Genomic DNA, 13728 nt, shown 5'->3' with positions numbered 1-13728 from the left:
CCCGATAAGCACGGAACTCCCCTGTGCCCACAACGAAAAAGGGCAGCCCGAGGGCTGCCCTTGTTGTTACCGCGTCAGGAATCAGTGAGCAGCTGCACCACTGGCACCCAGGCCGGTTTGCGAACGAACGAACTGCGGCAGGAAGCGTGCACGCTCGTCGTTGGCAGCCGTGGACTTGTCGGTGATCGAGAAGAACCAGATACCGATGAAGGCAACGGTGATGGAGAACAGCGCCGGATACTCGTACGGGAAGATCGCCTTGGCGTTACCCAGTACCGAGACCCAGACGGTCGGGCCGAGGATCATCAGGGTGACCGCGGTGATCAGGCCCAGCCAGCCGCCGATCATGGCGCCACGGGTGGTCAGGTTCTTCCAGTACATGGAGAGGAACAGCACCGGGAAGTTGCAGCTCGCCGCGATGGAGAAAGCCAGGCCAACCATGAAGGCGATGTTCTGCTTCTCGAAGGCGATGCCCAGAACGATGGCCAGAACGCCAAGGCATAGGGTGGTGATCTTCGATACGCGCAGCTCATCTTTCTCGTTGGCTTTGCCCTTCTTGTACACGCTGGCGTACAGGTCGTGCGACACGGCAGAGGCGCCTGCCAGGGTCAGACCGGCAACCACCGCGAGGATGGTGGCGAAGGCCACGGCCGAGATGAAGCCCAGGAAGATGCTGCCGCCCACGGCGTTGGCCAGGTGCACCGCCGCCATGTTGTTACCACCGATCAGGCCGCCCGCGGCATCGCGGAAGTCCGGGTTGGTGCCGACCAGCAGGATCGCGCCGAAGCCGATGATGAAGGTCAGGATGTAGAAGTAACCGATGAAGCCAGTCGCGTAGAACACCGACTTGCGGGCTTCCTTGGCATTGCTCACGGTGAAGAAGCGCATGAGGATGTGCGGCAGACCCGCAGTACCGAACATCAGCGCCAGGCCGAGGGAGATCGCCGAAATCGGATCCTTCACCAGGCCGCCGGGGCTCATGATCGCCTCGCCTTTCTCATGCACCTTGATGGCTTCGGAGAACAGCATGGAGAAGTCGAAGTTGACGTGCTTCATCACCATCAGCGCCATGAACGAGGCACCGGACAGCAGGATCACCGCCTTGATGATCTGTACCCAGGTGGTGGCCAGCATGCCGCCGAACAGCACATACAGCACCATCAGCACACCGACCATGATCACGGCGACGTGGTAGTCCAGGCCGAACAGCAGCTCGATCAGCTTGCCGGCACCGACCATCTGCGCGATCAGGTAGAAGGCCACCACCACCAGCGAACCGCTGGCGGACAGGGTACGGATTTCCTTCTGCTTGAGACGATAGGAAGCCACGTCGGCGAAGGTGTATTTACCCAGGTTGCGCAGGCGCTCGGCGATCAGGAAGAGGATCACCGGCCAGCCGACCAGGAAGCCGATAGAGTAGATCAGGCCGTCGTAACCGCTGGTGAACACCAGGGCGGAAATACCCAGGAAGGACGCCGCCGACATGTAGTCACCAGCGATGGCCAGACCGTTCTGGAAACCGGTGATGCTGCCGCCAGCGGTGTAGAAGTCGGAGGTCGAGGTGTTGCGTTTGGACGCCCAGTAAGTGATGTACAGGGTGCCGCCGACGAAGGCCAGGAACATCATGATGGCCGAGGTGTTCATCGGCTGACGCTGCACATCGCCTTCGATGGCGCCAGCCGCCCAGAGGGCCGAGCTGGTGAGCAGCAGAACTGCGAATGTCAGGAGACGGGCGATCATTTCTGCACCTCATCGAGCACGGCCTGGTTGAGGGCGTCGAACTCACCGTTGGCGCGGAAAACATAGACACCGGTCAGGATGAAGGCGGAGAGAATCAGCCCTACGCCCATGGGGATGCCCCAGGTGATCGGTGAATCGGGGCTGATGCGCGCACCGAGCACCTGCGGCTCGAAGGCGATCAGCAGGATGAAGGCCACGTACAGGCTCAACATGATGGCGGACAGTGTCCAAGCGAAACGATCACGCTTGGCTACCAGATCCTTGAAATGCGGATTCGCCTGAATCCGCGCGTAAGTATCGTCGTGCATTTTATTTTTATCCTCGACAGAGGGGGGCTGGTGAGCCGTACTCTAGGCTTGCCATACGCACGCGACAGACGACTTTAGTATTACGCGAACACCTCTAGAACAGGCTTATCCAGCGTTCTCAAGGGGGTTGTAACAAAATATACGACCAAGGTCGGGGGCTAGAGATCACGCAAAATCAGGGCATGACGGAGGTCGCCGGTTATTGGCACGGGCAGGTAGACCCGATGGCCATCACCTGGCGCGACAGCGGTGCGTTCACCACGGATATTTTCCATGTATTCGAGCGTGAATCGGTGATTGCCCTGCGGCGTCATCAACTCGATGCCGTCGCCCACCTCGAAGCGGTTCTTCACCAGCACTTGCGCCAACTCCCCACGCCGTTCGCCCGTCAGCTCGCCGACGAACTGTTGCCGATCGGCTTGCGAATTGCCGCGCTGGTAATTCTGGTACTCGTCATGCACGTGGCGGCGCAGGAAACCCTCGGTGTAGCCACGATTGGCCAGTGACTCGAGGTCGCCCATCAGGTTCATGTCGAACGCGCGCCCGGCCACCGCATCATCGATGGCACGACGATAAGCCTGCGCCGTCCGTGCGCAGTAGAAGTGGCTCTTGGTGCGTCCCTCGATCTTCAGCGAATGCACACCCATGGCCACCAGGCGCGGTACATGCTGCAGCGCGCGCAGATCCTTGGAATTCATGATGTAGGTGCCGTGCTCGTCCTCGAAGGCCGCCATCTGCTCACCAGGCCGACTCGCCTCTTCCAGCAGGAACGCCTGGCTGGTCGGTGCGCCCTGCCCCAGCGTCGGCTCGATTACCTGCACGATATCGCCGGTCTCGTTCTCCCTGGCCGGCGTGGCGTCGTACTTCCAGCGGCAGGCGTTGGTACAGGTGCCCTGATTGGGGTCACGGCGATTGATGTAGCCCGATAGCAGGCAACGGCCGGAATAGGCCATACACAGCGCGCCATGGACGAACACCTCCAGCTCCATCTGCGGCACGGCCAGACGGATCTCCTCGATTTCCTCCAGCGCCAGCTCACGCGAGAGGATCACCCGCGTCAGGCCCTGGCGGCGCCAGAATTCGACGCTGGCCCAGTTCACCGCATTGGCCTGTACCGAGAGGTGAATCGGCATATGCGGGAAGTGCTCGCGCACCAGCATGATCAGGCCGGGGTCGGACATGATCAGCGCGTCGGGCGCCATGGCGATCACCGGCTCCAGATCCTTGAGGAAGGTCTTGAGCTTGGCGTTGTGCGGGGCGATGTTGACCACCACGTAGAACTGCTTGCCCTGGGCATGTGCCTCGGCGATCCCGAGGGCCAGGTTGGCGTGGTCGAATTCGTTGTTGCGCACGCGCAGGCTGTAGCGCGGCTGGCCGGCGTATACCGCATCGGCGCCGTAGGCGAAGGCGTAGCGCATGTTCTTCAGGCTGCCGGCCGGCGACAGCAGTTCGGGACGGGAAAGCATGGAGCACCTGCTTGCAAGGCAAAGCCGGCGATTCTAGGAGGGCTCCGGGGCTGATTTATTGATCTGTATCTATGGCACGCCAGGCTCCGACACGAACTCTATCGGTAGCAGATAGCGGTCTTCGTCGTACTGGATCGAGAACTCCGCCCGATGGGTGCGTTCTTCAACCGTCTCGCACTCACCCGCCACTTCTGACTGACGGTGTTCCACCCGTGTCTGTTTGAGCAGCAGATCACGATAGCCCTTGTTCCCCATGCGCTCGGTCACGATCAGCACACGCTTGGTGTCGCTGAACTCGCCCGAACAATTGCCATCCCACTCGCCGCCGGAGTCGCTTATCGGCAACTCGCGTATGAGCGGGCGCAGTCGCTCGGCATCGACTTCATAGAGATTGAGCTGGGTTTCGTAAAACGGATTGACGCGCGAGCTACCACGCCGCGCGATACGCACACCGAACGCCAGATCATCGCCGCGCAGACGGTAGGGAGCGGTGTCGAACGTCATCGCGTCGACGTAGACCGCGTCCCAATCCAGCCGATTCGGTTCGACCAGACGCGCCACCAAGGTTTGCCTGGCACTCTCGAACACCAGCACTTCCAGATCGGCCTCGCCGTAATCGTCTTCCTCTTCGCGCACCAGCAGTAATGCCACCAGCGTCAGGTGCGGACGCGCCGGCCAGACCTTGCAGATGCTCTGTTCAGCAGCCACCCGATAGCGGCCGCGCTCATCCTCCAGCCCCCTTCCCTGCGCCTGGCCGGGATGCGCCTGCTCGATCCAGGCGGGCAGTTGCTGGCGGCAATCATCGGCCTGCGCCGCAGTGGCCAACAGCAGGCCCGCGAGCGCCATGAAGAGCGTGGCTTTCATCCTTGAGTTCCTCCGAGTCATCGGGCCGCGAGTCTACGTCAGCACCGACAACCTGCCCATGCCAGGCGTCACGAAACAACCAGCCGATGCGCACAGCCAGCAGGTGCCCGGCGCGCGCCTCCTCGCGCAAACCGATATGCCCGCTCATGCCCGATACCACAGGCGCATGAAGCCCAGCGCCAGCAGCAGGCCGACCTGGCCGAGCGCCGCGCACAGCGACAGGAAGGAGCGCAGCGTGCCATTGTTGGCCGCATCCTGTATGCCGGTCAGGGCACTCCAGAAGCCCTCCGGCAGCAGCACCAGGCTCAGGCTCGCGAGCGGCTTGCCGGTCAGTAACAGGCCGTCGATCAGGTTGAACCAGCCGCAGAACATCAGGCCGATGAGGATCATTACCGCCACCACCAGGCCAAGCCCCAGGCAAGCGGAAAACTGCATGAGAAGACGCATGGGATTTTCTCCAGAAAGGCGGCGCGGCCAGCGCCGCGCCGATCAGATTCAGGCGGCGGTGCGACCGACGCCGTACCAGTCGAGTTTGCGGGTCAGTACCATCACGCTACCGAGCACGCCGAACACCAGCAGCGAGCCCATCAGCAGCGCGTAGTCCTCGGCGCTGAGCAGGCCGAACAGCATCCCGTACAGCGCCGCCAGCAAGGCGCCAAAGCCCAGACCGCGCTGCCAGCTGTGCAGCACGAAGCTGACGTAGAAGCCGATCAAACCCACGCAGGCTCCCGCCGATATGCCATAGGCCAGGGTGAATGGCAGGTGCTCGGCCAGCGACAGCAGCAGCAGGTAGAACAGCGCCAGCGACAGGCCGACCAGGGCGTATTGCACCGGGTGCACGGCCAGGCGCTTGAGCACCTCGAAGAGGAAGAAGGTGGCGAAGGTCAGGGCAATGAACAGCAGTGCGTATTTGATCGCGCGATCGGTCTTCAGGTACTGATCCACCGGGTCGACGAAACTGACGCCGAAGCTGCGGCCGAACAGGCCCTGGCACTGGCTCTCGCTGGCGCAGCTGCGCAGTGCTTCCTCGAGGTTGGTGGCGAAGAAGCTGGTCTGCCACTCGGCGCTGAAACCCTGGGTGGTGATCTCGCGACGACTCGGCAGGTACTCGCCGACAAAGCTCGGGTGCGGCCAGTCGGATTTCAGGCTGACGCGGCTGTCGCGCCCCACCGGCACCACACCGAGCTGTTCGGTGCCCTGCAGCTTGAGGTCGAAAGCGAAGTCGAGCGACTGCCCGCCCTGGCTGTCCAGCGCAGGCAGCATCACATGCACGCCATCGCCAAAGCGGTTGTCGTTGGTACCGGGCGCAAAGCTCAGGGTCTGGCCATTCAGGCTCAGCTTGAGGTCGTTGCTGATCCCACGGATATCGCTGATCCCCACGGCGAGGAAGGGCGCGTCGAAGCGATAGAAACCCAGCTCATCGCCCAGGCCGAGACGCGCTGGCAGGCGGAACTGGCCACTGACCTGGCTATCACTGCGATACAGACGCGCCTCGTAGATGCCACGGGCACGCAACTCGGTGTTCACCTGCCCTTCGAGCACGAAGCGCTCGGGCAGGAAGTACAGACGCCCACGCCGCTGACGCTCCTCGGTGTAGCGCTCACCGGTCTTCTCGTTGGTCTTCCACTCGTGGGTGGTCTTGACGTAAGGCAGGACCAGGATCGGCCCGGTGATCTGCTGGCGGTAGCTGGAACTGCGGGCGATGTCCTGCAACACCTGATAGCGCAGGCCCTGACGCTCATCGACCAGACCATCGATCATCAACAGGGGAATCATCAGTAGAAGGATCAGCAGGGCAATGGCGCCCAGCTTGAAGCCCAGGGTACGGGTCATGGTACGGCTCTCCGTAGCGAGTGAAGGTACGGCAGAGTCTGGGCAGCGACGATGGGCGGCGTGTGGGGCGAGCGTGGAGATTGTGTGGAGAATCGGCGAGACTTAGGCAGCGATGCGGGAGCGGTGGGTACCGCCCCCACAACAGGTTACACCGTATAGCCGAGCTTACGCGGCAACCACAGGGCGATTTCCGGGAAGATCGCCACCAATACCAACGCGCTGCCCATGATCACCACGAACAGCAGCGCCCAGCCGACCGTCTGCTCCAGTCTGATCTTCGCCACTTCGGTGGTCACCAGCAGGTTCACGGCCACCGGCGGAGTGAACTGGCCGATGGCGATGTTCATCGCCAGCAGGATGCCGAACCACACCGGGCTCCAGCCGAAGTGCTGCATCACCGGGATCAGGATCGGCATGAGGATCAGGTAGATGGAGATCGCATCGAGCAACATGCCCACCAGCAGCACCGCGAGCATCACCAGGATCAGCAGCGTGGTGCCGTCATCCGACAGCGAGATCATCCACTCGGCCAGGTGACGGAAGGTACCGAGCATGGTGCCGGCCCAGGCGAAGATCCCGGCCAGGGCGATGATCAGCATGACCACGCCGGAAATCACCGCCGCCTCGCCACACAGACGCCACAGGCTGCGCCAGTCCAGCTCGCGGGTCACGAACAGACCGATGAGAATGCCATAGGCCACTGCCGCCACGGCCGCTTCGGTCGGCGTGAACAGGCCACTGCGCAAGCCGCCCAGGATCAGGATCGGGGCGAACAACGCCGGCAGCGCATCCTTGAAGCTCGCCCACAGCGGCGGACGTTCCTCGCCCTGCGGCGCTTCCCAGCCGTAATGACGGGAGATCAGCCACACCGGCAGCAGCAAGGTCAGACCGGCGAGGATGCCGGGGAACAGACCGGCGGCGAACAGCGCGCGCAGATCCACGCCGGGCACCACGATGGAATACAGAATCAGCGCAATCGACGGTGGAATCAGGATCGCCGTGGAAGCAGACGCGGCGATTACCGTCGCCGAGAATGGCTTGGGATAGCCCGCCTTGGTCATGCTCGGCAGCATCACCATGGCCACTGCCGCGGCGTCCGCCGGGCCGGAGCCACTCATACCGCCCATGATCATGCACACCAGCACCGCGACCATGCCCAGGCCACCGTGGCGAGGGCCGATCAGCGCCTGGGCGAAGCGCACCAGGCGTATCGCCACGCCAGCCTTCTCGAACACCAGGCCGGTGAGGATGAACAGCGGAATGGCGATCAGCGGATACTTGGCCACGCTGTTGTAGGTGTTGGTGCCAAGGGTGGCGAGCATGTCCGGCGACAACCCGGCGACAATGCCGATGGCACCGGACAGGCCAAGGGCGAAGGCCACCGGCACGCCCAGAATCAGCAGAACGAGAAAGCTGATGACCAGCAGCAGGTCAGGGCTCATCGCTGATCCTCCCGCGCAGGCGATCCAGGGTCATCTGGGTCAGGCGTACCAGCATGAACAGGCTCAGCAGCGGCAGCCAGACCACGTACCACCAGTTCGGCAGGCCCATGCCCGGCGACTCCGATTGCCACTGGAATTCTTCCCAGGCGAACTGGCCGCCGTACCAGCTGACCAGGCCCAGCACCAGCACACCGGCCAGCCACTGCAGCAACACCAGCGGCGTGCGCAGGCGCGGGAACATCTGCTCGACCATGCTGATGCGAATATGGCCGTTACGGCGCAGCGCCACCGAAGCGCCGGCGAAGGTCAGCACCACCAGCAGGAACACCGAGAGTTCCTCGGTGAAGGCGAACGACACATTGGTGAAATAGCGCACCACCACGTTGGCCAGGCTGATCACGCTGATCAGCACCAACGCCAGGGTGGCCAGCACGCGCTCGATGGACGCGTCCGGTTTATTGCTCATGGAAACCTCGGAGAAACGGGAGCCAAGCGCAGTGGTTTGCACGCAATCTGGAGGGCTCCCGATAAACAGCTAACGAAGAGTCAGGGCTGGGCGATGGCGCTCTGCGCCGCCTCCATCAGTTCCTTGCCAATACGCGGTGCCCACTTCTCATGAACGCTGCGGGTGGCATCGACGAAAGCCTGACGCTCGGCATCGTCGAGTTCGATCAGCTCGACACCACGCTCGCGGATGTCGGCCAGGCGCTTGACTTCCGCCTCGCGCGACAGCGCCACTTCCCACTCACCGGCGTCACGGGCGGCCTGGGCCAGCAACTCGCGGTCGGCCTCCGGCAGCTCCTTCCAGATACGCTGGTTGACGGCAAAGATCAGCGGGTCAGCCATGTAGTTCCACCGGGTCAGGTACTTCTGCCCGGCCTGGTCGATGCGCGCCACGTCGAACACCGACAGCGGGTTCTCCTGGCCATCCACCGCACCGGTGGTCAGCGCCGGCTTAGCGTCTGCCCAGCTCATCTGCGTCGGGTTGGCGCCCAGGGCGGTGAAGGTGTCCTGGAACAATGGCGAACCTACCACGCGGATTTTCAAACCCTTGAGGTCAGCTGGCGCACGCACCGGCTTGGCCGAGTTGGAGAGTTGGCGGAAGCCATTCTCGCCCCAGGCCAGCGGAACGATGCCGCGCTTCTCGATAGCGGCGAAGGCCAGCTTGCCGGCTTCGCCCTGGGTGATGGCATCCAGGTCGGCGTTATCGTTCATCAGGAACGGCAGGGAGAACAGGTTGAGCTCCGGCACCTGCGGCGACCAGTTGATGGTCGAGCCCACGGCCATGTCGATCAGGCCGGAACGCATGGCGGAGAATTCCTTGGTCTGGTCACCGGTGACCAGTTGCGCATTGGGGTAGACACGCAGGGTGATGCGTCCTTCGGAGCGCTCGTTGACCAGATCGGCCCACTTTTGTGCCGCCTGCCCCCAGGGGAAGGCATCGGACAGAACGGTGGACACGGAGTATTCGCGCGCCTGGGCCGAGGCACAGGCAGCGGTGAGCGCAGCGGCAGCAGCCAGTGCAGTGAAGCAGCGGGAGAGTTTCATGGGGCGTCCTTGTGGGATCATTGTGATTGTTAGTCCACGCCGAGAATGACTGCGGCATGGTTGATCCAGCGGCGACCGGGTCAGTCACCAGGCTGCGCCGGATAGGCGCATGTAGCGGGGACACCAATTGGGCGTCGGTATGCCGATCTGGCCTTGTGGGCAGGCGGCAGGAGCAGGTGGGTCGCACCTGAATCGCAGAGTGTAGCGTTGAGCGAAAATACTCGGAGCAACGCATGACAGATCGATAGCACGATACGTTACCCATCCAGCAAGAGAATTGCCAAATCACCTCGACTCGATAATCAGCCGCTGCCATGGCCAATGTCGTCAACCTGCCCGTGACGCCCCCATCCAATACCGCTCTGCCTGGCCCCAGACGACTGCCTTTACGCTGAATGTCGCCTGTGGCAGAGCCAGAGTACCGACGGACAGAGACCACTCAAGCGGCATGAGCCTATCGCCTTCCGTCTCGTCGTCATCGCAACAGCTGGCATCTGTATAAAAAACCAGTAAAAATCCGCTCCATGCTCACCCTCGATGCCCCTGAACTCTATTACCTGGCCAACTTCCGCAAGGCCCTCACCTGGCTCGACACCCATCACCGTGACCTGATGGATGACGCCGAGCGTGCCTTCGTCGCGGATTTCCCCCAGCTACCATTGCCCACCCAGGCGCTGCTGGTGCGCCTGGTGATGCGCAAGGGCGTGCACTTTCGCCTGAGCAAACTACGTTATGCCGAGATCGGCGACATCCCCAGCGCAGCCGCGCCGCTGCTGGAGCTGGGCTGGTTGATCGACTGCGCCGCGCTGAGTTTCGACGAACTCGGTGCCCTGCTGCTCAAGGACGAGCTGGCCGCGCATTTCGCCAGCGACCTGTCAGGCAGCAACCTGAAGAAGAGCGAACTGCTCGACTACCTGCGCGAGCTGCATATCGAGCCACGCAGCCTGGCTGACTGGTGCCCGCATCTGGACGAGCGTCTGCTGAGCCTGGCCATCGGGCCACTGTGCGACCGCCTGCGCCTGATGTTCTTCGGCAACCTGGCGCAGGACTGGTCGGAGTTCGTCCTCGCCGACCTGGGGATTTTCCGCTACGAACAGGTGCCGATCACGCCGGGCTCACGTGGTTTTCGCCACCGCCAGGACATGGATGACTATCTGCACCTGCGCGCCTGCCGCGAGGCTTTCGACGCTGGCGAAAGCGTGCCTGAGGTACTGCTGCAGCTGGGCGACTTCAGCACCGACAACCCCCATATAGGCAACCGCCATCAACGCCTGCAGCTACAGCTGGCGCAGCACCTGGAGCGCACCGGCGAGCTGGATTTGGCGTTGATGCTATACCGCGACACCCATGCTCCCGGCTCGCGCCAGCGGCAGATTCGTGTGCTGGAGCGGCTCGGCCGTGATGCCGAAGCGCTGGCTCAGGTCGATCAGGTGCTCAAAGCACCGCTCAATGGTGAGGAAGTGCAGCTGGCAGAACGGGCGCGCACACGCCTGAGCAAACGCCTCGGCCTGCCGCCAGCGGCCAAGGCGGCAAAAATCACCGAGGATCGCCTCGACCTGCGCCTGCCACGCGCCGCCAGCGTCGAGCTGGCCGTGGCCATGCACCTGGCCGAGCCCGATGCGCCGGTGCATTACGTGGAGAACACGCTGATCTGCGGGCTGTTCGGCCTGCTCTGCTGGGAGGCGATCTTCGCCCCGCTGCCCGGCGCCTTCTTCCACCCCTTTCATACCGGCCCGGTGGATCTGCACAGCGCCGACTTCCATGCACGGCGCAGTGATCTATTCGCCGCCTGCCTGGCACGCCTGGAGGACGGCAGCTACATCGAGGCCATACGCCGCACCCATGCCGAGAAGTTCGGCATCCAGTCGCCCTTCGTGTTCTGGGAGCTGCTCGACACCGAGCGCCTGGAACAGGCATTGGCCTGCCTGCCACCACAGCATATGGCCGCCTGGTTCCGCCGCCTGCTGGCCGATATCCGCGAAAACCGCGCCGGCATGCCCGACCTGATCCAGTTCTGGCCCGCTGAAGGCCGCTACCGGATGATCGAGGTAAAAGGCCCAGGCGACCGCCTGCAGGACAACCAGAAACGCTGGCTGGCGTTCTGCGCCGAGCATGGCATGCCGGTCAGCGTCTGCTACGTGGAGTGGAGCGAGTGAGTCTGCGCATCGCCGTGCGTGAGCTGTGCGAGTTCACCGCCAAGGAAGGTGACCTCGACCTGCGCTTCACCCCCTCGCCCACCGCCGCCGAAGGCATGGCCGGGCACGCCACGGTGGTTGCAAGGCGCGGCCCGGATTATGTTGCCGAGCTGCCACTGATCGGCGAGTTCGAGGGGCTGACCGTCAGCGGCCGCGCCGATGGCTTCGACCCCGAGTTTCGCCTGCTGGAAGAGATCAAGACCCACCGCGGCGACATCTCACGCATCCCGGCCAACCACCGTCTGCTGCACTGGGCGCAGGTCAAGGTCTACGGCTGGTTGCTATGCCAGGAGCTGGGCTTCGAGGAGCTGGATCTGGCAGTGGTCTACTTCAACGTCATCACTCAGCAGGAGACGGTGTTTCGCGAACGCCACAGCGCCGCATCGCTGGGCGAGTTCTTCGCCCTGCATTGCCGCCGCTATATCCACTGGGCACGCCAGGAGCAGGCACACCAGCAGGCGCGCAACCAGGCATTGGAAACGCTGGAGTTCCCCTATGGCGAATTTCGCCATGGCCAACGACAACTGGCTGAAGCCGTGTACCGCGCCGCACGCGACGGTCACTACCTGCTGGCGCAGGCTACCACCGGCATCGGCAAGACCCTCGGCACCCTGTTCCCACAGCTCAAGGCCATGCCCGGCCAGCAGCTCGACCGCCTGTTCTTCCTCAGTGCCAAGACGCCAGGCCGGCGCCTGGCGCTGGATGCCCTGCGACGCCTGCGCGAACCGGACACGCCGCTGCGCGTGCTGGAACACGTGGCCCGCGACAAGGCCTGCGAGCACCCGAGCAAGGCCTGCCATGGCGACTCCTGCCCGCTGGCCAAGGGTTTCTACGACCGCCTGCCGGCTGCACGTAGCGCGGCACTCAGGGAGCGCTGGCTGGATCAGCAGGCGGTGCGCAACATCGCCATCGCCCACGGCGTGTGCCCCTATTACCTGAGCCAGGAGCTGTGTCGCTGGAGCGACGTGGTGGTGTGCGACTACAACTACTACTTCGACCTCGGCGCCCTGCTGCACAGCCTCACCCTGATCAACCAGTGGCGCGTCTGCCTGCTGGTGGACGAAGCGCACAACCTGGTGGAACGCGGGCGCGGCATGTACAGCGCCGAGCTGGATCAGGCGCGCTTCAAGGCCATGTGCCGTGACGCGCCGAAGCGCCTGAAGAGCGTGCTGGAACGGGTCGATCGCCACTGGGATCAACTGCACCGCGAGCAAGCGGTAGCCTACCAGGTCTACCCTTTGGCGCCGGACCTGCTGCTCGCCGCCCTGGGCAAGGCGGTCAGCGCCATCACCGACCTGCTCACCGACCAGCCCGAAGGCAATGGCGGCGAGCTGCTCAGTTTCTATCTCGATGCCATGCTGTTCTGCCGCCTGGCGGAAAGCTTCGGCCCGCACTCGCTGTTCGATATCAGCCGAATCGAGGCCGGCAACGGGCGCAGCTATTCCACCCTGTGCATCCGCAATATCCTGCCGGCGCCCTTCCTCGGCCCGCGCTTCGAGGACGCCCACAGCGCCACTCTGTTCTCCGCCACCCTCAGCCCCAGCCACTACTACCTCGACCTGCTCGGCCTGCCGGAAGAGACCCAGTGCCTGGACGTCGCCTCACCCTTCAGCGCCGAACAGCTGCACGTGCAAGTGGTGCGCAACCTGTCGACCCGCTACCAGCACCGCGACGCCTCGCTGGCACCGATCTGCCAGTTGATGGCGCGCCAGTACGCCGAACGCCCGGGCAACTACCTGGCTTTCTTCAGCAGCTATCAGTATCTGGAGCAGGTGCTGCAGCAACTGCGCCGCGATCAGCCGCAGATTCCTGTGTGGACACAATCGCGACAGATGGACGAAGCCGCGCGCCAGGGCTTTATCGAGCGCTTCCAGATTGGCGGGCGCGGCATCGGCTTCGCCGTGCTCGGCGGCGTCTTCGGTGAAGGCGTGGATCTACCCGGCGAACGGCTGATCGGCGCCTTCGTCGCCACCCTCGGTCTGGCCCAGCTCAACCCGATCAACGAAGAAATCCGCCAACGCATGGACGCCCTGTTCGGCAATGGCTACGACTACACCTACCTGTTTCCCGGTATGCAGAAGGTGGTACAGGCTGCCGGCCGGGTAATCCGCACGCCGGAAGACCAGGGCGTGCTCTACCTCATCGACGACCGCTTCGCCCGCCCCGAAGTCCGCCGCCTGCTGCCGAGCTGGTGGCAGGTGGAACTGCTGCGTTTGCCGCACAAAACACCCACACCCGAGCCGCAACCTGATCTGTAGGAGCGGCTTTAGCCGCGATCATTGCCGCCTGAGAGCCTTAGTCTAGATTGAGCGTAGCGATACTCAGGGGGATC

At 63.5% G+C, this 13728-nt stretch carries 11 protein-coding genes; 2 read left to right on the top strand and 9 right to left on the bottom strand.

Going from position 1 to position 13728, the window contains the following annotated elements:
* Positions 1-81: 81 nt before the first annotated feature.
* The 9 genes from C7A17_RS13560 to C7A17_RS13520 form a co-directional block, all read right to left on the bottom strand.
* Positions 82-1740, bottom strand: a complete 1659-nt coding sequence (locus C7A17_RS13560; RefSeq protein ID WP_106738534.1) for a cation acetate symporter — start codon at positions 1738-1740, stop codon at positions 82-84.
* Positions 1737-2048, bottom strand: a complete 312-nt coding sequence (locus tag C7A17_RS13555) for a DUF485 domain-containing protein (protein ID WP_106738533.1) — start codon at positions 2046-2048, stop codon at positions 1737-1739. The genes C7A17_RS13560 and C7A17_RS13555 overlap by 4 nt, the downstream gene beginning before the upstream one ends.
* 158 nt (positions 2049-2206) lie before the next feature.
* Entirely contained in the window at positions 2207-3514 is a 1308-nt protein-coding gene (trhP, locus tag C7A17_RS13550) for a prephenate-dependent tRNA uridine(34) hydroxylase TrhP (RefSeq protein ID WP_106738532.1), read from the bottom strand.
* Positions 3515-3583: 69 nt separating this feature from the next.
* Entirely contained in the window at positions 3584-4378 is a 795-nt protein-coding gene (locus C7A17_RS13545; RefSeq protein WP_106738531.1) for a PA3715 family protein, read from the bottom strand.
* 144 nt (positions 4379-4522) lie between these two features.
* Positions 4523-4825 (bottom strand): hypothetical protein, encoded by a 303-nt coding sequence (locus C7A17_RS13540; RefSeq protein WP_106738530.1) that lies wholly within the window; start codon positions 4823-4825, stop codon positions 4523-4525.
* Positions 4826-4873: 48 nt separating this feature from the next.
* Positions 4874-6211: a cell envelope integrity protein CreD gene (creD, locus tag C7A17_RS13535; protein WP_106738529.1), complete on the bottom strand. Its 1338-nt coding sequence runs from the start codon at positions 6209-6211 to the stop codon at positions 4874-4876.
* Between the two features lie 146 nt (positions 6212-6357).
* A complete protein-coding gene (locus tag C7A17_RS13530; RefSeq protein WP_106738528.1) occupies positions 6358-7653 on the bottom strand; it encodes a TRAP transporter large permease in 1296 nt (431 codons plus the stop codon).
* Positions 7643-8119, bottom strand: coding sequence for a TRAP transporter small permease (locus C7A17_RS13525; protein WP_106738527.1), 477 nt, complete (start codon positions 8117-8119; stop codon positions 7643-7645). Before C7A17_RS13525 ends, C7A17_RS13530 begins: the two co-directional genes overlap by 11 nt.
* A gap of 80 nt (positions 8120-8199) precedes the next feature.
* Positions 8200-9201, bottom strand: coding sequence for a DctP family TRAP transporter solute-binding subunit (locus tag C7A17_RS13520; protein ID WP_106738526.1), 1002 nt, complete (start codon positions 9199-9201; stop codon positions 8200-8202).
* Positions 9202-9725: 524 nt separating this feature from the next.
* On the opposite strand from C7A17_RS13520, the gene C7A17_RS13515 reads away from it, so the two are divergent.
* Both C7A17_RS13515 and C7A17_RS13510 read left to right on the top strand, forming a co-directional pair.
* Positions 9726-11357, top strand: a complete 1632-nt coding sequence (locus C7A17_RS13515) for a VRR-NUC domain-containing protein (protein ID WP_106738525.1) — start codon at positions 9726-9728, stop codon at positions 11355-11357.
* Positions 11354-13654 carry an ATP-dependent DNA helicase gene (locus C7A17_RS13510; RefSeq protein WP_106738524.1) on the top strand — a complete coding sequence of 767 codons (2301 nt, stop codon included), beginning with the start codon at positions 11354-11356 and terminating at the stop codon, positions 13652-13654. The genes C7A17_RS13515 and C7A17_RS13510 overlap by 4 nt, the downstream gene beginning before the upstream one ends.
* Positions 13655-13728: the final 74 nt, after the last annotated feature.

Origin of the sequence: Pseudomonas mendocina (assembly GCF_003008615.1) — a bacterium.
GTDB lineage: Bacteria > Pseudomonadota > Gammaproteobacteria > Pseudomonadales > Pseudomonadaceae > Aquipseudomonas > Aquipseudomonas mendocina_C.
This window is presented reverse-complemented; position numbering and strand designations above follow the sequence as displayed.